The sequence below is a fragment of the Clostridium sp. TJA038 genome, from assembly GCF_058310255.1.
This window is the reverse complement of the sequence record NZ_JBZEFA010000006.1, coordinates 58,255-80,372: the sequence shown is the minus strand read 5'-3', so window position 1 is coordinate 80,372 and position 22,118 is coordinate 58,255. Positions and strand designations below refer to the sequence as shown.

Sequence of the window (22,118 nt, the reverse complement as noted above, 5' to 3'; positions counted from 1 at the left end):
TGTAAACTATTGCAAGAGGTTTATATTGTCCAATATTATATCAATAAACTTCAATGTAATAGTTTCCATAGAGGTTTATAATAGCATCATAAGATTTAGTAAAGATTTTAATTGAGGAGATGATTTTATGAGAAAGGCTTTTATATGCCCAACAAAATATGTTCAAGGGGAAAATGAATTACTTAATTTAGGATATTTTGTAGAGACTTATGGAAAATCAGCACTTTTAATAGCACATCCAGAGGATATAAAAAGAGTTAAAGATAAATTAGATAAAACAGCAGAGAAATTTAATATAAGCTTTGTAGAAGGTGGATTTAAGGGAGAATGCTCAAGACAGGAAGTTAAGAGACTTCAAAATCTTGCAAAGGAAATGAATTGTGATTGTACAGTAGGACTTGGTGGAGGAAAAGCTTTAGATACAGCTAAGTGTGTTGCTGAAGGAGAAAAGCTTATAGTAGTTCCAACAATAGCAGCTACAGATGCACCAACTAGTCATTCAGCAGTTTTATACACAGAGGATGGAGCTTTTGATGATTATGCATATTTCAAAGCAAGTCCAAGTGTTGTCTTAGTAGATACTGATGTTATAGCAAAGGCACCAACTCGTTTCTTAGTAGCTGGTATGGGAGATGCTTTATCAACTTATTTTGAAGCAAGAGCAACTTCAAGTTCTTTTACTAAGGTAAATGCAGGTTTACCATGTGGAGTAAGAGAAGGAAAATGTAGAGAAGCTATAGGAACAAATGCTTCTTTAGCACTTGCTAAACTTTGTTATGAAACATTATTAGAGGACGGAAAGAAAGCTAAGGATGCTTGTGATTGTAATTGTGTTACTAAATCCTTAGAGAATATAGTAGAGACAAATATATTATTATCAGGTTTAGGTTTTGAAAGTGGTGGATTAGCTGCTGCTCATGCTATACATGATGGATTAACAATATTAGAAGGTACACATGGATATTTCCATGGAGAAAAGGTTGCTTTTGGAACAATTGCTCAATTAGTTCTTGAAAATGCTCCAAAGAAAGAGTTATATGAAGTTTTAGATTTTTGTTTAGAAATAGGACTTCCTGTATGTCTTGAAGATATAGGAGTTACAGAGGTTTCAGAGGAAGAATTATTTGAAGTTGCTAAAAAGGCTTGTATAGAAGAAGAATCAATTTACTCAATGCCATTTGGAATAGAGGTTTCAGAAGTAGTATCAGCAATTAAATTAGCGGATAAGATAGGTAAAGACTATAAAAATAGAAGATAATTTTAGTAGCAAGGGAGAATTTTAAAATGAAAAAAATAATGAATTCAGCAGAAACACTAGTTAGAGAAATGTGCAATGGAATGGTTATGGCACACCCAGAGTTAGAATTTTTAAGCAAGTATAAGATTGTTAAAAAAAGAAATATAAACAAAGATAAGGTAACACTTATAAGTGGTGGTGGAAGTGGTCATGAGCCAGCTCATGCAGGATTTATAGGAAAAGGTATGTTAGATGTGGCTGTATGTGGAGATGTTTTTGCATCACCTTCACAAATACAAATTTATCAAGGAATAAAGTCAGCTGAGAGTAACAAGGGTACACTTCTTATAATAAAGAACTATAGTGGAGATATGATGAACTTTAAAAATGGAGCTCACCTTGCTACAGAAGATGGAATAAAGGTTGATTATATAAAGGTTGATGATGATATTGCTGTTGAGGATAGTCTTTATACTGTAGGACGTAGAGGTGTTGCTGGAACTGTTTTAGTACATAAAGTAGCGGGAGCTTCTGCTGAAAGAGGAAATAGCTTAGAGGAAGTTAAGAGAGTAGCTGAAAAAGCTGCAAAAAATGTAAAGAGTATAGGATTTGCTTTTACATCTTGTACTGTTCCAGCTAAAGGAACTCCAACTTTTGAACTAGGTGAGGATGAGATGGAGTATGGAGTTGGAATACATGGAGAACCTGGTATTCGTAGAGAAAAGATAGCTACAGCAGATGAATTAGCTGAAAGAATGGTTAATCAACTTATAAATGAATTAGAGTGTAATGGTGAGGAAGTAGTTGTTCTTGTAAATGGCTTTGGAGCTACACCACTTCAAGAGTTATACTTATTAAATAATTCAGTATTTAGAGAATTAAACAAAAGAGGAATTAAGGCTTGTAAAAACTTTGTTGGTAACTATATGACAAGTATAGATATGGCAGGGGCTTCACTATCAATAATGAAGCTTGATGAAGAATTAAAAGAGTTAATAAAAGATAAATGTGATGCTCCAGCTTTAAAGGTTTGTAATCATTTAGAGGTTCCTAAGTATGAAGAGGTTATAATTAAGGAAAAAGAAGGAAAGGTTTCATATAAAGTTGAAACTTGTGAAGAATTTAAGGAAATAAAAAATGAAAAGATTTCACTTAAAAATATGATTTATATATTAGATAAGATGAGTGAAGTAATAATTGATAATGAAGTTCCATTCTGTGAACTAGATTCTCATGCAGGTGATGGAGATTTTGGAATGAGTGTTGCTAAAGGTTTTAGAATACTTAAAAAGGAATGGAAAGACATATTAAATATAGAGAATTTAAATATATCAGAGTTCTTAAATGCTTGTTCATTAGTTATAATGGAGCATTGTGGTGGTGCTTCAGGACCAATATGGGGTTCAGCTTTTAGAGCGGCAAGTAAAAATGTTATAGGTAAAGATGAGTTAACAGTTAATGATTTTGCAGAAATGATGCAAGCTGCTGTACTTGGAATTCAAAAGACTGGAGAACGTTCTTTTGGAAGAGGAGCTGTAGTTGGTGATAAAACATTAATAGATGCTTTAGTACCTTGTGCAGATGCATGGATAGAAAGTGCAAAGGAAGGACTAAACTTTAAAGAAGCCTTTAAAAAGGGTGCAGAAGCAGCAGTTTTAGGAGCTAAGAAAACAGAGGAAATAGTTGCTCGTATGGGTAGAGCAGGTACAGTTGGAGAGAGAAGTATTGGATACCCAGATGCAGGAGCCTATGGATTAGGAGTAATATTTACTGAGATTTCAAAGGATATTAAATAATTAAATATACGTAAAAAATAAATATTTATATAGTATAAAGAATGTATTAAGGAATTAAACTTGTTTTAATAAGCATCTCACAATTGCCCTTAATACATTCTTTTTTTATTTTGCTTTATTTTTTTAGATTAATAAATTTATTAGATAAGTTGTTTTTTAAAAGTATTTTTTTATATGTTTATTTAAAATAATGTTTATATTAATTAATTTTATATTTAATAATAATTTTTTTATGCTTTGAATAATTTCATATTTTTTAACTTAAAAATAAAGTTTATGAAAGGAGATATAATATAGTTAAACTTATGAAAGGAGTTATGTTGTATGAAAGCTATAGTTAAAAGTAGTGGAAACAGTAAGGAAGGTAGCTATAATAAATGGGCTATATTGTTTTGTGTTGTAATTATGACATTTATGTCCTGTATAGACGGAAGTATAGTAAATGTAGCCTTACCTACAATTTCTTATGACTTAAAAAGACCAATATTAGATACTCAATGGATTGTAACTACATATCTTATGGTAATATCAGCTCTGGTTTTACTATGTGGAAGAATTGGAGACATAAAAGGTAAGTGTAAGGTATTTAAGGCTGGAGTTTTAATTTTTACAATTGGCTCTTTATTTAGTGGCTTATCAAAGGATTTAACACTTCTTATAGTTTCTAGAGCTATACAAGGTGTTGGTGGAGCCTGTGCAATGGCAACTGGAATGGGAATAATAACAGCTTTTTTTGATGAAAAAGAGAGAGGAAGAGCTATGGGGCTATCTGCAAGTGCTGTTGCTATGGGAGTAATGATTGGACCAGCTTTAGGAGGGATTTTGGTTTCTATAAGATGGGATCTTATTTTTTGGATTAATGTTCCTATTGGAATAGTAGCTTTAATTCTTTCTATGATATATCTTCCTAAGATGGAGACAAATTCAAAAGAAAAAATTGATATAAAGGGTACTATAGTTTTTGCAATCTTTATAGTATCTAGTATGTTATCCATAACTAAGGGAGAATCCTTAGGATATACAAATAAGTACATAATTTTAGGATTTATAATAGCTATAGTTTCTCTTTGTTTATTTATATATTTAGAAAAAACTGTTGAATCACCTGTGTTAGATTTAAATTTATTCAAAAATAAGTTATTTTCTTTAAGTATAGCTTGTTCTGCTTTATCATTTTTAGCTATAAGTAGTATGAATATTATTATTCCTCTTTATCTAGAACAAGCACTACAAATGAGTTCTTTATATGCAGGGTTATTTTTAATGATATATCCTTTATGTTTATCTTTAGTTGCACCTTTAAGTGGTTCTCTTGCAGATAGATTTAATGGAAGATTAATTTCCTTAATAGGAGTATCTATGTTAACTATTGCTCTATTTTTCATGGGAAGAATAAATATAAATAGTACCTTAATTTATTTAGGTATTTGTTGTGCTGTTATGGGTGTTGGAAATGGTATATTTAAGTCAACAAATAATGCTTTAGTTATGGAAAAGATACCTAAAAATAGACTAGGCATAGCAGGAAGTGTAAATTCTTTAGTATCTAACTTAGCCATGGCTTATGGTTTTACTTTTGCTACAACTATATTGTATGGAAGGATGAGTTATAAATTAGGCTATAGGGTTTCAAATTATGTGCAAGGACAAGAGAGTGCTTTCTTATATGGATTAGATTGTGTATTTTTTTCAGCTACAATAATGTGTTTAATTGCAACTTTTGTAGCCTTTATAAGATATAAAAAGAAGGATATATAAAATAAATTTTTAAAATTATACTCTTATTCTAGAAATTTGGAAATCTAAATTTTAAAAAAATAAATAGTACAGTTAAAAATTTTCAATTTTTTTTAGAAAATAGTGATAAATTTTAAGGAAATAGGGTTAAAATTGACGAAATAACAATTATTACTAAGAAGTATTTATTTCTTATTTTAGGAGTGCTATAATCAAGCTGTAAGAAGTATTAATATGAATTAATAAGAAATTGATTAATTATATTTGTTTTTAGGAGGGTTATAAAATGAGTAAAAAAGTTGAAGAATTAAAAAATGAAGTTATGGCTGATATAGAAGAGTCTTGCGTAGAAGAAATAAAAGCTCATATGATTAATAAATTAGAAGAAGATGTAAAGGTTCTTGACGAAGATAGCAAGGAATATAAAGAAGATGAAAAAGAAGCTGAAAGATTAGGAAAAGCTATCAATAAAGAAATAGACAGAGAAATCAAAGAAGAAGCTGAAAATGCAAAAGAATTTGCAAAAGAATTAAAAGCTGATATAGAATCAAGAGAATAATAAAAAGTATTTACGCTTTAAAATAGAGGGACTGTATGTATATTAAATAATTACATACAGTCTTTTTATTTTTTTATTTAGTTTATTCTCTCTTTTTTTCTTTTTTCATAATGTTTAAATGCTAAATATATTAAAAGCGCTATTAATAAAACCACAACTATTATTATTGAGTATTTTTTAAACATAGCATCTATGGCTTGATAGTTTTTAGCGTAAATTGTTCCAAGTTTAATAAGGGTAAAATCCCATATAGTCATTCCTAAGGCAGAGAAAAATAAGAATCTATCTAATTTCATTCCTATAATACCAGCTACTATTGAGGTAAAGGTTCTAGCTAAAGGAACTGTTCTAGAAATGAATACTCCAATATATCTATATTTAAAAAGTAATTTTTCTGCTTTTCCTAGGGATTCATCTAATTTGGCATGTTTTTTTCTTAATTTTTCAAGAAGATTTTTAAGTATGTACTTTCCTAATAAAAACATTATTAAAGAACCTAGTGTCCCTCCAAGAACACATACAAGTGTTAAAAAGTATATATTTTGGTTGTTACTTTTAGCTATAGCTCCAACAAAGGGGAGTATAACTTCACTTGGAATGGGAAGAGCTAGATATTCTAAGGTGCTTGTACAAAATATACTTATGGCACCATATTTTTGAATAAACATTTTGATTAAAAGTATGTAATTCATAAACAATCTCCATTCTATAAAATTCTTATATAAATTATATCAACAAAATTAAAATGTAAATAATTTAGTATAAAATTAAAATGTAAATAATTTATGTTTATTTTAATAAAATATACAAAAAAAGAACCTAAGGAAAAAATTTTTTTAATAAATTTCTCCTTTAGGTTCCTATGTTATTAAAAGGGTATGTATAAATTAAGGAATATAAATTGATTAGCATTGAAGCTAATTAATATTCAAATTTCTTTGAATATTAATTAATTTCAATGATTTTAAAATATACTAAGTAGCACTTAAGACTACTTAGTATATTTTTTTAAGCTAATTCTGAATTAGCTATATGACCTTTTAAAATTTCGGCTGATTTTATAAGGTTTTCTTTTTCTTCTTTTGATATAGGGACATCTAGAATTTGTCTAGCTCCACATCTATCGATTATTGTAGGCATTGCTAAATAAACATTATCAATTCCATACTGACCTTCAAATAGAGAAGAAACAGTTAAAATAGCATTCTCGTCACGAAGAATGGCTTCTACTATCCTTGTAACAGAAAGGGCCACGGCATAGTTAGTATATCCTTTACTGTTTATTATTTCGTAGGCAGCATTTTTAACTTTTTCTGGGAGGTCTTTTTTGAAGGAGCCATCACAGTTATCACAAACTGTTTTGCAGTATTCTTCTACATTAGCTCCTGCAATGTTTGTTAAACTCCAAGCTGTTATTTCTGAATCTCCATGCTCACCAATTATATATGTGTGAACATTTCTAGCATCTATTTTAAAGTGTTCTGAAAGCATATATTTTAGTCTTGAAGTATCTAAAACAGTTCCAGAACCTAAGACACGCTCCTTTGGAAATCCAGAAAGCTTGTAAGTTATGTAAGTTAAAATATCAACTGGATTTGAAACTACTAAAAGTATAGAATTTGGACTATATTTAACTACTTCAGGTACTATACTTTTAAATATTTTTAGGTTTTTGTTTATAATATCTAATCTTGTTTCGCCAGGTTTTGGTCCAACTCCAGCTGTTATTATTACTATGTCAGAGTCTTTTGTATCTTCATAGTCCCCAGCTTTTATATCAACAGATTTAACAAAGGCAGCACCTTGTGCTAAGTCCATAGCCTCAGCGTGAGCCTTATCTTTATTTATATCAACAATTACTATTTCTGATGCTAATCCATCTTGCATTAAGGCAAAAGCTGTTGTAGAACCTACAAAACCTGCACCTATTATTGAGATTTTATTTGTTTTTTCTCTTATCATATAATTTATCATCTCCTAAACTAATTCCTAGTTAACCACTCTGAATTACAAAGATATTATATAATAGATAATTATTATTATCAAGTAGTTTTTATATTATTTTTTAGAGTTATTAACTATAAAGGATTATTTTTCTCAAAATATACATAGTTAGCTTTTCAAATTAAATACTTATTTATTCAAGGGGGAAGGTTGAATTTTGTTATAGGTATTATGTTATATAGAAAATATATGTGAAATGAAATTTTATTAAAAATACTTAAGAAAAAGTTATAAAATTAAATAATTTTCTTAAAAAAACATCTTTTTTCTAAATTTTATATATAACTTTTTAATTATTATATAATTAATATAATAATATGCAATTATAAAGTGATATCTTGGGAAAAATAGTATATAATTGAATAGATAAAGGTAATTATAAATTTTAAAAGGAGTGAGCATCTTTGATAAATTTTAAAAAGAGAAAGATTGATGAAGATGCTGAAAAAAAGTGTGAGGTAAAATTTTATAGGTATTTAGTACTGATTTTAATCATTCTCTTTTCTTGTATATTTACTTTTAGCAATTTGATAAACCCTGAAGAAACTAGAGATTTAATATGGGAGTTAGTTAGAAGGGATTATAATGATTTTTTTAGATATGAAATAGAAAATAATGAAAGTTCTATTGATGAGATTTATGAGTTGTATTCTAAAAATAAAGATATAGAAGTTGAAACTCTTATGGCACTAAATACAATGTATTTTGGAAAATATGAAAACAGGTATTTAGAGGCATATATTAGACCGTACATAGATAGATTTGATTTAAAGCAGGATGAAAGAATTAAGCTTTATAAAAAGGTAAATACAGAAATTAAAAATATTGAAAGAAAATATACTTGTATATTAAGTTTTAAGAGATTTTTACCCTATATAGTATCTCTTATATTTTTAATAGTTCTTATGTATATATCTTCAATTATACATAAATTTGATAATAACAATAAGCGGATTATTACTCTTTTACTCTTTTTTATAGGAGGGCTTATTTGTATATTTTCAATTTTAAATTTAAAAGAAGGTATATGGATAAACATAGCTATTTTACTAGGGCTTATAGAATTTACTATTGAAAATAAGATTAATATAGTAAAGTATATGGGGGGAGCTTTAGCCTTAATTATTTTATCCTTAAGTATTTTTAGAATTCAATATGATAGAAATAACATTGCATCCTATGATGCAGATAACTTATTTTTATCAAGTAACCTTGAGAAGGTTGAGTTAGTTGAAGAGGAACAGGACATCCAAAGAGGCGGACAAGCATTATATTCTGAGATAAAAAAAGAAAAACTTATTTTAATAGGTAGCACCACAGAGGAATTAAAGAACTTAGTGGAGAATGAAAGTAAGGTTGTGTTTATAAGTAAAGAAGATAACATGCCTATTTTTTATTTATGTTTATATAACGGATTACCTGTATATAGATTAGTATTTGTTAAGGATGGATATATTGAAAGGGTATATGAAGGAGTTTTAAATCCCTATATGAAAAGCACACTTAGAAGTTTAGAAAAGTTTGATGATTCTGAGGAAATTACTCCCTTAAGTAAGTCTTTAAAAGATGAAAAATAGCTTTTAATTTTATGTAAATTAAGCTTAAAAAAAACATAAGGATATATTAAATAGAATATGAATATACTAAGAGAATTTTTTATCTTAGTATATTTTTTTTGGAGTGATTTAGGTGGAGTATAAAAAAGGTCAGTTTGATGAAAAGGTTTTAAATGACTTTATTACTAAAGAACAATGGGTTAGTATTTTAAAAGATGGTAATTTGGTTGGGTTAAAGGACATGAAGATACTACTTGATTTATATTCTAATTATGGAAAACCTATTAAGAGAGCTTTAATAGGAGAGGGACTAGAGTTTAGTGATGTTGATATGCGAATTCAAAATATGTGTAAAAGAATTGCTAAGGAATTAGATTATACTTTTTGTGAAAATGATATTGGTAGCTTTCAGTATAAATTTAGATATTGGTTTATTATGTTAGATGGAATGAATACAAAGGATGAAAAGGGAGAACCTTGTTTTGTTTGGAATTTAAAAAAGGAAGTTAAGGAGGCTATAGATAGTTTACTTTTTAATTAAAGAAAGTTTTATCCTTATAACTATAGATAATTAGAGATTTAAATCTTTATTTTTTTATAAAGGTTTTAAATCTCTTTTTTATTATATAAATATTTTAATTATTTGACATAATTTGTATTGGAATGTACTATTTTATTAAGTTTATAACTTAAGAAGGGAGAATACAAATGACTAGAAAAGAGATAAAAGCTTTATCAAAGTCTAAGTTAAAGGGAAGATGGTTAAATATTGTATTATTAACTTTAATAATTGCAATAATTGAATTAGTAGCAAGTGAAATAGTTCAAGAAACAGATGGAATGCTTTCAAGTATTTTAAGTATAGCTAATAGCTTTTTATTAATGCCTTGCCTTACAGCTTCAGGAATAATTTATACAATTAAGTTTGTTAAGGAAAAAGAAAAGGTTGCTTTAAAGGAAGCTATACCAAGTGTTAGAACTTGGGGTAGATTTATACTTAATATGCTAGTCCTTATTATATTTGGTATACCTATATTACTTGTTGCTTTTTTAGGAAATATATTCTTATTTATGTCAATAACTTCTTTGCATACTTCAATGCTTACAGGGGCTATAACAATAAATCCTATGATAATAATTTGGGGTATTGCAATTTTAATAATTTTAGTGGTTTTATTTTTAACTATGATAATGGGTATATTATTATTCCCTATGCCATATATAATGGCAGAGGAACCTCTTGGTGTTTTTGATGCTATTAGAAAAAGCTTTAGTATAATGAAAGGTCATAAAATAGAACTTTTTGTTTTAGGACTAAGCTTTATAGGATGGGGATTATTATCTTTATTAACTTTAGGAATTGGATTTTTATGGCTTCTTCCATATATTCAAGTTACTCTAAGAGTTTATTATCTTTCAATTACTGAAAGAGAAGATGAGTTAAAATAAGAGGATTTAGACTGTATCTTTAAGGTACAGTCTTTTTATTAGATTTACAAAATTGACATATATTTTGAGTAATGTTAATCTTTTATTAAAAATATAAGGATGTGAATAATAGATGACGAGAAAAGAGATAAAATCCTTAGCCTTAGATAAGTTAAGGAATAGATGGACAAACTTTATATTATTAGTATTAATAGTTTGGATTGTTCAAGCTTTAGCAAGTTTTTTAATATCATTGGTAGAGAATATAGAAATGAGCTCTATTTTAGGACTATGTAATACCTTTCTTTTAACACCCTTTTTAGAATCTTTAAGTATAATTTATGTAATTAAATTTATAGATAGGGATGAAAAAATCTCCTTAAAGGAATCTTTACCTTCCTTTAAAGTTTGGAGAAACTTTATAAAGAAAATGTTAGCCTTAATATTATTTGAATTACCAGGTTCACTTATTTCAGTAATTGCAATAATTATTATATTTATTAATTTATTTTCAAATCATATTTATGAATACTTATTTATTGGATATATTAACTACGATAGTATGATGAGTGAAACTTTAGGAATGTTTATTATAGTAATGATATTCTTATGTGTTTATAATATTATAATTTCATTATACTTTTTCCCAGTTAAATACATAATAGCAGAGGAAACAGAACTTGGAATATGGGAAGCTGTAGGTAAAGCTTTTAAAATGATGAAGGGACATAAATGGGAGTTATTCCTTTTAAATCTTAGCTTAATTGGATGGGCTATATTAGGTTTTATACCTGTAGTTTTAGGAATTATAATTGTTTTTGTTTTTAATTTAAGTATGTATATACTACCTATTTTCTTTATACCTTTATTATGGCTTATAGTTTATGTTTATACTATATATAGAGTTTACTATCTTTCAATTTCAGAAAGAGCTTTAGAAATTGGTAGAGACCAATTAAATAGAGAGATAGAAGTTCAAGAAGAGGACTTTGATATTAAAGAGTAATTTAAAAGCCTAAGAAATAAATTATATTATTTCTTAGGCTTTTTATAATTTTAATTTTTATTTTAAAGGTTCCATAACTCTGTCTAAGATGCTATTTATTTCAGCTATTGAAGTTCCGAAGTTTGTTATTGGAACTAAGGCATCATCACAGATGCTTATTCTATTCATTATTTCAGCTTTATTAAACATACAGCCACCACAATGTATTACAAGGGAATACTCACTAAGATTTTTTGGGAAGTCCTTACCTGAACAGTTATCAACTATTATTCCATTGCAGGTTTCTTCAAGCCAAGTAGGAAGCTTTTCTCTTGCTATATCTCCCTTTAGTTGATGGTGAGTACAAGCTTCGGCAATTAAAACTTTATCTCCAGCTTTAAGGTTCTTTATTGCTTTTGCTCCCTTATAAAATTTATCTAAATCTCCCTTATATCTAGCCATTAATATTGAAAAAGAGGTTAAAGGCACATCTCTAGATATTTTTGAATTAACTTGTTTAAAAACTTGAGAGTCTGTAATTACTAAATCTGGTTTTCCATTAAAAATCTTTAGTGCATCCTCTAGTTTATCAAGAGTAACCATAGTTGGTATTCCACCATAATCTAATATATCTCTTAAAACCTGTACTTGAGGAAGAATAAGTCTACCCTTAGGTGCTTGTATATCCTGTGGAGCTACTAAAAGTACTTTATCTCCAGGTTTAATTTTATCTCCAATTATAGGAGTTTCAGTTATTGATTCAGGAGAAACTGATACAAGTAAGTTTTTTAATTCTTGTATGTTTAAATTTTCTTTAGCACTTATACATACATAAGGTATGTTTAAAAGAGTTCCTATTTTTTCTAAAAGTTTATTTAAGTTATCATCAGAAAAATAATTTTTATTTATATTATTTTCTTTATTTAATTCTTTTAAATCAGTATTTGATTTAGGTAGATTATTTTTAGCTAAATCACTTTTATTAATTACTAATATAACTTTCTTTTTAGCTTTTTTTAATTTATTAAGCCATAGTATTTCCTTAGAAATAGCATCTTTAATATCTAAATTATTATTTAATATGTTTAGTATTTCTTTTAAAGAAATAGTTAAAAGGGCTACATCAGTTTTTCCTATAACCTCTTCAGTTTTTTCAACTCTAAGCTTACCTATGTCTCCTTCATCATCAAAACCAGCAGTATCAACAAAAACTACTGGTCCTAAGGGTAAAAGTTCCATAGCTTTATAAACTGGGTCTGTAGTTGTCCCTTTAAAATCTGATACTAGGGATATGTTTTGTCCAGTTAGGGAATTTATTATGCTTGATTTTCCTGAGTTTGTTTTTCCAAAAAGAGAAATATGAATTCTACTTCCTCTAGGTGTTTCGTTTAAATTGCTCATAAGTTCTTCTATTATTGCAAGATGTTAATAATAGAATTGCACCTCCTTACATTTATTATTATGTGAAAATATTTTCAGTTGTGAATAAACCTGTGGATAACTTTTTTGATGAATTTTAGCCTTCAAATTCTAATTAAATGATGAAAATAATTAAGTAAAAAAGTAAAAAAATTACAGGTTAAAAAGGCTATATTAAGCCATTTGTAGCAACTTTTAGCTTTTAGTTAAATCTCTTTTTTCATTAATAATTTTTATTAAAAAATAGCCGTAAAAAATATATTATTTTCATTTAATAATATAGTTATCCACATGGGGATGTGGATAACTTTTAAGTTATTCACAATATATAGTTGTGTCAAATTTATATACATACTAAATATTGATATGGTAAAAAATTAAAGTTTAATTTTTTGTAAAAAAAAGGTGTAAAAAATATTAATATTCTCTTTTGAGAATAAAAAAATATTATATTTATAATGTATAAAATAATATTTTGAATAAAAAGAAAGAAATATAAACTTAATATAAGATATTTTTATTAATAAATTTAGCTTTATTAAATTTTCTATATATAATTAAGTTTATTTTATCTTTTATATTATTAAATCCTATTCAAGAATAATTATATATTTTAAGAGAAAATATTAGAAGAAAAATTTTAATTAATAAAATTTATAAACTTAATTAGTTAAATCCTTGTTTATTTAAGGAATTAATTAATTAAAAGGAATACATTAAATTAATTCTCATATGTATTTTAGGGAAAACCCCTCCTATTTATATAATTTGGTATAAAGGAGAGGGGATAATATGATATAATTAATGGAATATTAGTTTATTTTATGTATTTTAATACATTTATAGAAAAATAAACTTTATAGTAATTTTTTTTAGTTATTTTCATTAAAATATTATATAAAATAAATATTTTATTATATAAATTTATGAAACTTAGGAGGACTGATGAATAACAGGTACGTAAGATTTTTGCTATTTACTTTAGCAGGTAAATTAATAAGCGAAATTATGGTTAAAGAAAAGAAAAAGAGCAAAAACTCATTGAATTTACCAAGTTTTATGGGGGTTATAGAAGTTAAACATAGCATAGAAGGAAGAATAAGACTTTATATACCTCTTTTAAAGAAGGATAAGTCTAGTAGTGAGATTTTACTTAATCAGCTAGGAAGAGTTGAGAGTATAAAACATATTGAAATAAATAATATTACAGGAAGCTTAACTATAATATATGACAAGGATAAGATAGAACCATCTTTATTAATTGGTGTTATAGCTAAGTTACTTCAGTTAGAGGGAGAACTTTTAAGAAAAAAAGAGTCCCTTGTAACTCGTGAACTAGGAAATATGAAGGAAGCAGTAAACTTAGCTATTTATAATAAGACAAAAGGTCTTTTAGATATGAAGGCTATATACATAATTGCTGTTTTATTCTTTGCTTTAAGAGGAATAAAATTAATGCCAAAAGCATTGCCAAATGGATATACTATGCTTAAATGGGCTTATTCAGATTTATAGGGAGGAACCTAAATAATGTTTAAAAAATTTATTATATCTCAACTAGCTAAAATAAAGGTATCTCATAGCATACCAGGAAGAATTAGATTTAAGGTTAATTCTTTAAAGATGATTCCAGAGGAGTATGTAGTTTATGAAAAGTTTCTTCATCAAGCACTTAAAAAGTTAGATGGTATAGAAACTATAGAGGTTAATACTGTAACAGGAAGTATATTAGTTACCTACGATATAAATAAAGTTTATGAAAAGAGAATTTTAAAGTGGGTAGATAAGATTAAGGAAATTGGAATAAAGAACTATGACTTAATTGAAAAGTATGGTGAAAGTAACTTAGACTATGTTGTTAAAACAATAGAGCAACAATTAGATGAAGCAATAAAAGAAATCTAATATAAAGGGAGTAGTGAATAGTATGAGAAAAAAGGATTTACTACTAAAGAGTACTGTAAAACATAGCATTTTAGGAAGAATTAGACTTAAGTGTGAAGGATTAAAGTATTTAGGTCAATATAAGAGGGAAATTGAAGATAAAATTGCTAATAGTAGAGCTATAAATTACTTAGAAATAAATACTACTACAGGTTCAATTTTAATAAATTATGATAAGAACACAAGTGAAGATAAAATAATACATAGAGTAGATAGCATCTTAGAAGAATACTCCTTAAAGGTCTTTACTTCTTTAAGGGAAAGACAAAAGATAAGTGTAGAAAGTAGTGAAAAGGATGAGGAAACTTCACTTGATATATTAAAAAGATTAGCTATAAATGTTGGTGTTTTAGGATATTCAGTAGTAAAAGAAAAGCTTAATTTAAAAGATTTATATAATGTGGACAAGTTTGGAGTTTTAGGTAAGTTTTTAACTATACCTGCTTTAGCTAGTATATATTTAAATAAGGGATTAATAAATAATGGAATTAAGGGTGCAATAAAGAATAAAAGACCTAATGCAGATACCTTAACTTTGACTTCTATAGTTGCAAGTTTGCTTTTAGGAAATGATAAATCAGCTCTTATGGTTACATTATTATCAGATGTAGCAGAACTTATGACTATATATACTATGGAGAAAACTAGAGATTCTATAAAGAATATGCTTTCTGTATCAGAGGAAGAGGTATGGAAAATAGATAATGAAGGAAACTTAAAGAAGGTTTCAATAGATACAATTGTAAAAGATGATAAGGTTGTTATTTATACAGGAGAAAAAATCTGTGTAGATGGTGAAGTTATAGAGGGAGATGCAGTTGTTGACCAAGCTTCTGTAACTGGAGAGTTTGTGCCAGTTATTAAGAAGAAAGGAGATAGTGTCTTTGCAGGTACTGTTATTAAAAGTGGTAGCATAACTGTTAGAACTGAAAAAGCAGGAGATGATACTGTTGTTTCTAGAATTATTCACCTAGTTGAAGATGCAGCATCTAAAAAAGCTCCTATACAAGATTATGCAGATAAGTTCTCAAGTTATTTAGTACCTTTTAACTTCTTATTTGCAGGGCTTACTTACTTATTTACAAAGAGTGCAAGTAGGGCTTTAAATATGATGATTATTGATTATTCTTGTGGAATAAAATTATCTACAGCTACTGCCTTCTCTGCTTCTATAAATAACGCTGTTAGAAATGGAGTTTTAGTTAAGGGTGGAAACTATTTAGAGGCTTTATCAAATTCAGATACATTAATTTTAGATAAAACAGGAACTTTAACAGAAGGAAAACCAGCTGTTACAGGTATAAGCATTATTGATGAAAAGTTTAAGGAAGAGGATGTTTTAAAGGTAGCTGGTGCAGCTGAAGAAACTTCTTCTCATCCTATGTCAACTGCAATAATGGCTAAGGTTATTGAAAAGGGAATTGAGGTTCCTAAGCATGGACCTGTTATAACTCATATTGCAAGAGGTATGGAAACTGATTTAGAGGGAAAGAAAGTCTTAGTTGGAAGTAAGGTTTTCTTAGAGGAGAATGATGTTGATACCTTAAAGGCTGAAATTTATGAGGAAGAATTAAGTAATAGCAGTTCAAATCTTATATATGTATCTTATGACGGAAACTTAATTGCAATAATATCAATTAAGGATAAGATGAGAGAAAATATGAGAAAATCAATAAATAATTTAAGATATCAAGGAGTAGATAATATCTTACTTTTAACTGGTGATTTAGAGGACCAAGCTAAAGAGGTTGCAATGCTTATGGGTGTTGATGGATATAAAGCTGAACTTTTACCTTCAGATAAGGCAGAGGAAGTTTTAAAATATCAAGCAAATGGCTCAAGAGTAATGATGGTTGGTGATGGAATAAATGATGCACCTGCCTTAGCTTATGCTGATGTTGGTATAGCTTTAGGTGGAGGAAGTACAGATGTTGCTATGGAAGCTGCTGATATAACAATACAAGGTGATAATCCAATGATGTTACCAACTATAATGGAACTTTCTAAGAAGACTATGAATGTTGTTAAACAAAACTTTGGTTTAGTTATAGGAATTAATAGTGCTGGTCTTATATTAAGTGCAGCTGGAGTTTTACCAGTATTTTTTGGAGCAGTTTTACACAACTCTAGTACAATATTAGTTGTGGCAAACTCTTTAAGACTTATGTTCTTTAATATGGAGAGAGGTGTTTAAATATGAATAACCCTACTATAGTGGTTGCACATAAAATTTTAGGGAGAGTTAGATTTAAACTTTCTCATCCAATTAAAAACAGCTTAGATACTATGGAGGAGTTAACTAAAAAAGAAGGAATAACTGAAGCTAGATATACAGATATAACAAAGTCTATTGTTGTTTCTTATAATCCTTATAAAATTCCAGAGGAGGAAGTTATAATGAGGGTTATAGCAATGTATTCAAAAAATTATGATTTAATACCTATTAGGCTTATTTATAATTCAAAGAAGAAGAATATGCCTCCTATGGCGTATTACTCACTTCTTACTTTGATAATAGGAGGAATTAGTAGATACATTCCTATGAATCCTAAAATCTCAGAGATTATTAACTGGGCTGTTGTGGGAACTACAATAGGTGCTATTGGAGAACATGCTTATAAGGAAATTAACGAGAAGGGATATTTTGACCCAGAGGTTGTTTCTGTTATGTATTTAGTAAATTCTATAGGAAAAGGAAAGTTTTTAATTCCCTCTGCAATTACATGGGGTGCTACTTTTGGTAGACACATATTAGAGATGTCTTATGGAAGAATGCTTATTTCAGTTAAGGAATTTAAGAATAAATATTCTAATGAAACTTATTATGATATTTCAGTAATGCCAGATAATGAATCATCTAAAAGTGCCAATATGATTAGAGTATTTTTAGAGAAATTTATAGAAACAGAAGGAAATACTATAGGAAAATCCTTTATGATTTCTAACAAGGGAATGTCAAAGCATGAAGGAAGTTTATTTGCAGGTTTTGAAAATGGACCTTCTTTTATGGGGATGAATGACAAAAGTAGAGAAATGTATAGAAATGCTATAAATTAAATTTAAATAAATTATAGAAAAACAAATCAAGGAGGAGTTTTGTATGATACAAGGGATAAATAAGGACCATATAACAGGAGCATTAGTTGGAGTTGGTATATGTGCAGCAGGATACTACATATATAAGAAAAACCAAGCTAAAGTTGATGATTTTTTAAGAAAGCAAGGAATAAATGTTTCTAATGATTTAGGAAAAGATTACGCTTCAATGTCTTTAGAAGAGTTAATGGAAACTAAGGAAAACTTAGAAGATTTAATTGCAGAAAGAGAATTAGCAATAACAAGTGCAGCTAATGAGGAAGCTATAATAGTTGAATAGTATTTATAAAAATAGGTGGCTTAAAAAGTTGCCTATTTTTTTATAAAAAAAAGCCAGCTTCGCTGGCTAATAATGAATATAAGTTTTTGTTACCGTTTCTTTAAATTAAGATTTTTACTAAAAGAAAGAACATAAATTATAAAGTGGAGTTAATTTATGTCTTTCTAAAAATACATGAATAAAATAATTTAAAATAAATAAAATTTTAGAATCTTAAATCTCTAGTTCCGTTACTTATTTTATTTATTTTCTCTTCAACTGATTTTTTAAATGCCTCATTATCTATTTCTTCTATAGATTTTTTGATTAATTTATCTCCAATTTCTCTTGTTCTGTCTGTTCCGTAATCGTCAATAAATTCTTTTAAAGTTATTAAAGCATTAGCTTCACATATTTTATAAAGCTCTCCGCTTTTAACTATATCCATAAATCTTTCGCCAGTTCTTCCTTCTCTATAACAAGCTGTACAGTAACTTGGAATATATCCAGCTTCCATAAGGCTTTCAATCATTTCAACTGGTGATCTATGGTCTCCCACCTCAAATTGTGGCTTCTCTTCAGGGTCGCTGTAAGTTTCTGAATATCCGCCAACACCTGTGCATGAACCCGTACTTACTTGAGATACTCCAAGAGCTATTATTTCGTCTCTTAAAGCTGGTTCTTCTCTTGTTGAAAGAATAAGTCCTGCGTAAGGAACTGCTAATCTTAATATAGCAACAATCTTTTTAAAGTCCTCATCATCAACTAAATAAGGATAGTTTTCTAAGCTAACATTTTCAGCAGGTCTTAATCTTGGAACAGATAAAGTATGTGGACCAACTCCTGTTGTTTCTTCTAAGTCCATAGCATGCATAAGCATTGCTAAAGTTTCATACTTATAGTCATAAAGACCATATAAAACTCCCATTCCTATATCATCTATACCAGCTTCTCTTGCTCTATGCATAGCAGTTGTGTGGTAGTTATAGTTATGCTTTGGACCACTTACATGTAATCTTTCGTAAGTTGGCTTGTGGTAAGTTTCTTGGAATAGGATATATGTTCCAATTTCAGCATCTTTAAGTCTCTTATAGTTTTCAACTGTTGTAGCTGCTATATTTACATTTATTCTTCTTATAGAACCATTGTCAAATTTAATTGAGTATATAGTTTTTATGCAGTCTAAAATGTAATCAAGTGGAGCATTTACTGGGTCTTCTCCAGCTTCAAGAGCTATTCTTTTATGTCCTAAACTTTCAAGAACTTTAACTTCTTCAATAAGTTGTTCCTTGTTAAGTTTTTTTCTTTTTAATTCCTCATTACAATGCTTATAACCACAGTAAGTACAATTGTTTACGCAGTAGTTACTTATGTATAATGGTGCAAAAACAACAAGTCTTTTACCATATAGTTTTTCTTTAACTTCTCTAGCTGCTTTAAACATCTCTTCAATAAGTTCTTTATCTTCAAGATTAAGAAGAATAGCAGTTTCTTCAGGAGTTAAACCCTCTGCATTTTTACTTTTTTCAATGATTTCTTTAACTAACTCTTTATCAGAAACAAGCTCCTCACCTTTTTTTATAAGGCTATTAATTTCATCATCTTTAATAAAATCTAAAGCATTATACTTTTCGTTATCTTTTAACATAAAAAATCTCCTTTAAAATTACTTTATATGTTAAAAAATAATATGAAATACTAAAATATACTTCTGGGAACTAAAGGATTAAGAATTTAAAGTTTTTAAAAACTTCTTTTAGATATGGCAGCTTTAACAGATACTCCCTTTAATTTGCCTATTTTTCCTGTTATCGCTGAGATTTCATCGGTGGTTCCATCTACTACAATGGATATAACTCTAATGTTTTTTTCCTTGTAGGGTAGTCCCATTCTTCCGACAATTAATTTATCGTATTCACTTAAGATAGAGTTTACTTCTTTTATATTATCAAGGCTTTCAATAACAATGCCAATTACGGCAATTCTAGTGCTCATCTTGTCATCAAACCTTTCTAAATTGGAAATTTTATTACCTTTTTGTTCAGAGAAAATTGTCCTTACAATTAGGAATTAAGTATATTCATATTATATTTTAACTGTTTCTCGGTTGAAAGAAATGGTTAAAATCTCGCAACAAAGAAAACATATTATAATTATACTACAAAATTTTAAAAAATATAGATTAAATTTCTAAGAGGAAAAAGTGAATTTTTCTAAGGATTTTATAACTGATTAGAAGGAAAAGAAGTATTTATATATTGAAGGGAGTTGATAAGTATGGCAAATGCAATCTTAACTAAGAAAAGCTTAATTTTAAAGTATCAAAATGGGGAGAGTGATTTAGGTGCTCCTAAGTTTTCTACACAAAGTTTTTCTAATATAAAGGTTGATGCAGAGGATGAAAGACTTTACGAAGTGGGACAAGCTTTGGGGGCTCTTTTAACATCAAGAGTTATTTCTGTTTTAAAGGAAGATAACTTTAATTTTGTGGAGGATGACCTAGTAATCTAATTTTATTAGAGAGAAGGTGAACTGCTGATTTTTTAGGCTTTAAAAAAATAAAAAGCTTTTTAAATCTTACATTAGTAGTTTTAAAAATCATAGAAAAAGCACTTATTTTTTTAAAGAGGTTTTTAGAGTACATTGAAAAAGTTTTTTTATATGTTTAAAGTACTTTTAAGATGACTTTTAGGAAAAGAACAAAAGATGCAACATAATAAATTTTTTTTTGGAGGTTTTAAGGTGGATATGGAGAAGGAGAAATATCTTGTTATGTCTTTTAAGAATGAAGGGGGAAGTACAAGTAAATTAACCCTTAAGCATATTAAGGATGAAGTTAGCGAAGAAGAAGTAGAGGCTTTAATGGATGCTATAATAAGTGCTAATATTTTTATATCTAAGGGTGGAGATTTAGTATCTAAAGTTAAAGGGGAAGTTGTTGAGAAGAATACAGAAAGCTTTGATATGCTTTAATATAAAAAAGGTGGAATTTATTCCACCTTTTTTATCTAGAAGCTTCAATTTCATTTATTAATTTTACATTTTCTACTTCATAATTATTTAGCTCGCTATCATTTCCTGTAAAGTAAGGGTCTGGTTTATACCATGATTTTGATTCAAAATATTTTTTAAACTTAGGCTCTTTAAAAACATATCCATGACGGGCATATATTTCATTTTTTATTAAGTCAAGAGTAGTATTGTTATAACTACATATATTATATTTTGCTAGGTATGCACTATCACTATCTGGCATTATAAAATCATAGGGATAGTCATATATATTTCCTGAAAACTCTGAAGGGCTTTCATTTTTGTAACTAAATATATTGGAAGAATTATTCTTTTTATTAGATGAAATATTTTTTTCTTCCTTTAGTTTCTTTTCTAAAGCATCATACTGTAAAAAGTCTTTTTTAGTGTAGCCATATTTTACAGCTAAGTTTAAGTTAGAATCACAACTTTTATAGTCTTTATTTTCAAAATCTAAGGAGGCTTTATTTACATATATCTTTGCCATTAACTTATTTTTTTCCAGTGCTTTTAAGTTTGATAGTATTTTAGCATTATCAACAAAGTCAGTATCTGCTTTTAAGGTTTCATAAATAGAATTTAGTAAGTCCTCATTTTTTGAGTAGGATAGAGCCTTATTATAATTTTCTAATTTTTCAATTACTGATGAAGATTTTAAGGCTGAGTTATAGTAATATTTATAAAGCACAGGATTTTTTAAAAAGTATATTGAACTTACTAGGAGTAAAAGAATTATAAATAAGAAAAATATTTTTATAATTCTTTTTATAACACCCTTATTTCTTGGCTTTTCATATTCCTCAAAGGAGGAAGGTTCTTTATTTAAATTCTTCACCTTTTCTTTTTTAAAGTTATTAAAAGAGGTGTCTATAATAGGATTATTGCTAATAGAATTTTTAGGTAAGACATCTTTTTTTGTTCCTAAGAGATTTTTATCCTTATCTAAATTTTCCTCTTCTTTATTTTCTTCTTTATTAAAAGGAACTAATTCACATCCACATTTATTACAAAATTTCATTGAGTTACTTAATTTGTTACCACAATTATTGCAGATTTTCATTTAAT

General features: G+C 27.9%; 21 protein-coding genes. 15 read left to right on the top strand and 6 right to left on the bottom strand.

Going from position 1 to position 22,118, the window contains the following annotated elements; genetic code table 11:
* Window positions 1-127 precede the first annotated feature (127 nt).
* From AC4FQV_RS10060 to AC4FQV_RS10045, 4 genes are all read left to right on the top strand, one after another.
* Window positions 128-1,258 carry a glycerol dehydrogenase gene (locus tag AC4FQV_RS10060; RefSeq protein WP_491165429.1) on the top strand — a complete coding sequence of 377 codons (1,131 nt, stop codon included), beginning with the start codon at window positions 128-130 and terminating at the stop codon, window positions 1,256-1,258.
* A 26-nt stretch (window positions 1,259-1,284) separates the two neighbouring features.
* The gene (gene dhaK / locus AC4FQV_RS10055; protein ID WP_491165428.1) at window positions 1,285-3,033 is read left to right on the top strand and encodes a dihydroxyacetone kinase subunit DhaK; all 1,749 of its coding nucleotides are present in this window, start codon (window positions 1,285-1,287) and stop codon (window positions 3,031-3,033) included.
* A 324-nt stretch (window positions 3,034-3,357) separates the two neighbouring features.
* On the top strand, window positions 3,358-4,791 hold the full coding sequence (locus AC4FQV_RS10050; RefSeq protein ID WP_491140236.1) for an MFS transporter: 1,434 nt from the start codon (window positions 3,358-3,360) through the stop codon (window positions 4,789-4,791).
* Window positions 4,792-5,056: 265 nt separating this feature from the next.
* Window positions 5,057-5,329: a hypothetical protein gene (locus tag AC4FQV_RS10045; RefSeq protein ID WP_491140235.1), complete on the top strand. Its 273-nt coding sequence runs from the start codon at window positions 5,057-5,059 to the stop codon at window positions 5,327-5,329.
* 77 nt (window positions 5,330-5,406) lie between these two features.
* On the opposite strand, the gene AC4FQV_RS10040 is transcribed toward AC4FQV_RS10045, so the two are convergent.
* Together AC4FQV_RS10040 and AC4FQV_RS10035 are read right to left on the bottom strand one after the other, a co-directional pair.
* Complete coding sequence (locus tag AC4FQV_RS10040; RefSeq protein WP_491165427.1) at window positions 5,407-6,021, bottom strand: DedA family protein; 615 nt, start codon at window positions 6,019-6,021, stop codon at window positions 5,407-5,409.
* A gap of 316 nt (window positions 6,022-6,337) precedes the next feature.
* Window positions 6,338-7,291 (bottom strand): L-lactate dehydrogenase, encoded by a 954-nt coding sequence (locus AC4FQV_RS10035; RefSeq protein ID WP_491140231.1) that lies wholly within the window; start codon window positions 7,289-7,291, stop codon window positions 6,338-6,340.
* 446 nt (window positions 7,292-7,737) lie between these two features.
* On the opposite strand from AC4FQV_RS10035, the gene AC4FQV_RS10030 reads away from it, so the two are divergent.
* The 4 genes from AC4FQV_RS10030 to AC4FQV_RS10015 all read left to right on the top strand — a co-directional run bounded on the left by AC4FQV_RS10030 (window position 7,738) and on the right by AC4FQV_RS10015 (window position 11,323).
* Window positions 7,738-8,910 carry a hypothetical protein gene (locus AC4FQV_RS10030; protein ID WP_491140230.1) on the top strand — a complete coding sequence of 391 codons (1,173 nt, stop codon included), beginning with the start codon at window positions 7,738-7,740 and terminating at the stop codon, window positions 8,908-8,910.
* 112 nt (window positions 8,911-9,022) lie between these two features.
* Window positions 9,023-9,430, top strand: coding sequence for a hypothetical protein (locus AC4FQV_RS10025; RefSeq protein ID WP_491140229.1), 408 nt, complete (start codon window positions 9,023-9,025; stop codon window positions 9,428-9,430).
* 167 nt (window positions 9,431-9,597) lie between these two features.
* A complete protein-coding gene (locus AC4FQV_RS10020) occupies window positions 9,598-10,338 on the top strand; it encodes a DUF975 family protein (RefSeq protein ID WP_491140227.1) in 741 nt (246 codons plus the stop codon).
* A gap of 112 nt (window positions 10,339-10,450) precedes the next feature.
* Window positions 10,451-11,323, top strand: coding sequence for a DUF975 family protein (locus tag AC4FQV_RS10015; RefSeq protein ID WP_491165426.1), 873 nt, complete (start codon window positions 10,451-10,453; stop codon window positions 11,321-11,323).
* A 57-nt stretch (window positions 11,324-11,380) separates the two neighbouring features.
* Here the strand turns inward: AC4FQV_RS10015 and hydF are convergent, their stop codons facing one another.
* Window positions 11,381-12,703, bottom strand: a complete 1,323-nt coding sequence (hydF, locus tag AC4FQV_RS10010) for a [FeFe] hydrogenase H-cluster maturation GTPase HydF (protein ID WP_491165425.1) — start codon at window positions 12,701-12,703, stop codon at window positions 11,381-11,383.
* Window positions 12,704-13,666: 963 nt separating this feature from the next.
* Here hydF and AC4FQV_RS10005 point away from each other — a divergent pair.
* Genes AC4FQV_RS10005 through AC4FQV_RS09985 form a run of 5 tightly spaced genes read left to right on the top strand, consistent with a single transcriptional unit; the run spans window position 13,667 to window position 18,041 of the window.
* The gene (locus tag AC4FQV_RS10005) at window positions 13,667-14,236 is read left to right on the top strand and encodes an HMA2 domain-containing protein (protein WP_491165424.1); all 570 of its coding nucleotides are present in this window, start codon (window positions 13,667-13,669) and stop codon (window positions 14,234-14,236) included.
* 15 nt (window positions 14,237-14,251) lie between these two features.
* Window positions 14,252-14,626 carry an HMA2 domain-containing protein gene (locus tag AC4FQV_RS10000; protein WP_491140220.1) on the top strand — a complete coding sequence of 125 codons (375 nt, stop codon included), beginning with the start codon at window positions 14,252-14,254 and terminating at the stop codon, window positions 14,624-14,626.
* Window positions 14,627-14,648: 22 nt separating this feature from the next.
* Window positions 14,649-16,859, top strand: coding sequence for a heavy metal translocating P-type ATPase (locus tag AC4FQV_RS09995; protein ID WP_491140219.1), 2,211 nt, complete (start codon window positions 14,649-14,651; stop codon window positions 16,857-16,859).
* 2 nt (window positions 16,860-16,861) lie between these two features.
* On the top strand, window positions 16,862-17,722 hold the full coding sequence (locus tag AC4FQV_RS09990) for a hypothetical protein (RefSeq protein WP_491165423.1): 861 nt from the start codon (window positions 16,862-16,864) through the stop codon (window positions 17,720-17,722).
* Between the two features lie 43 nt (window positions 17,723-17,765).
* Window positions 17,766-18,041, top strand: coding sequence for a hypothetical protein (locus AC4FQV_RS09985; RefSeq protein WP_491140216.1), 276 nt, complete (start codon window positions 17,766-17,768; stop codon window positions 18,039-18,041).
* Between the two features lie 205 nt (window positions 18,042-18,246).
* Here AC4FQV_RS09985 and hydG read toward each other — a convergent pair whose 3' ends face one another.
* On the bottom strand, window positions 18,247-19,668 hold the full coding sequence (gene hydG, locus AC4FQV_RS09980; RefSeq protein ID WP_491140215.1) for a [FeFe] hydrogenase H-cluster radical SAM maturase HydG: 1,422 nt from the start codon (window positions 19,666-19,668) through the stop codon (window positions 18,247-18,249).
* Window positions 19,669-19,763: 95 nt separating this feature from the next.
* The gene (locus AC4FQV_RS09975; protein ID WP_491140213.1) at window positions 19,764-20,015 is read right to left on the bottom strand and encodes a TM1266 family iron-only hydrogenase system putative regulator; all 252 of its coding nucleotides are present in this window, start codon (window positions 20,013-20,015) and stop codon (window positions 19,764-19,766) included.
* A 282-nt stretch (window positions 20,016-20,297) separates the two neighbouring features.
* On the opposite strand from AC4FQV_RS09975, the gene AC4FQV_RS09970 reads away from it, so the two are divergent.
* On the top strand, window positions 20,298-20,531 hold the full coding sequence (locus tag AC4FQV_RS09970) for a DUF1659 domain-containing protein (protein ID WP_491140212.1): 234 nt from the start codon (window positions 20,298-20,300) through the stop codon (window positions 20,529-20,531).
* A gap of 237 nt (window positions 20,532-20,768) precedes the next feature.
* On the top strand, window positions 20,769-20,993 hold the full coding sequence (locus AC4FQV_RS09965) for a DUF2922 domain-containing protein (protein ID WP_491165431.1): 225 nt from the start codon (window positions 20,769-20,771) through the stop codon (window positions 20,991-20,993).
* Between the two features lie 31 nt (window positions 20,994-21,024).
* On the opposite strand, the gene AC4FQV_RS09960 is transcribed toward AC4FQV_RS09965, so the two are convergent.
* Window positions 21,025-22,113 carry a YARHG domain-containing protein gene (locus AC4FQV_RS09960; protein ID WP_491165422.1) on the bottom strand — a complete coding sequence of 363 codons (1,089 nt, stop codon included), beginning with the start codon at window positions 22,111-22,113 and terminating at the stop codon, window positions 21,025-21,027.
* Between the last annotated feature and the right edge of the window lie 5 nt (window positions 22,114-22,118).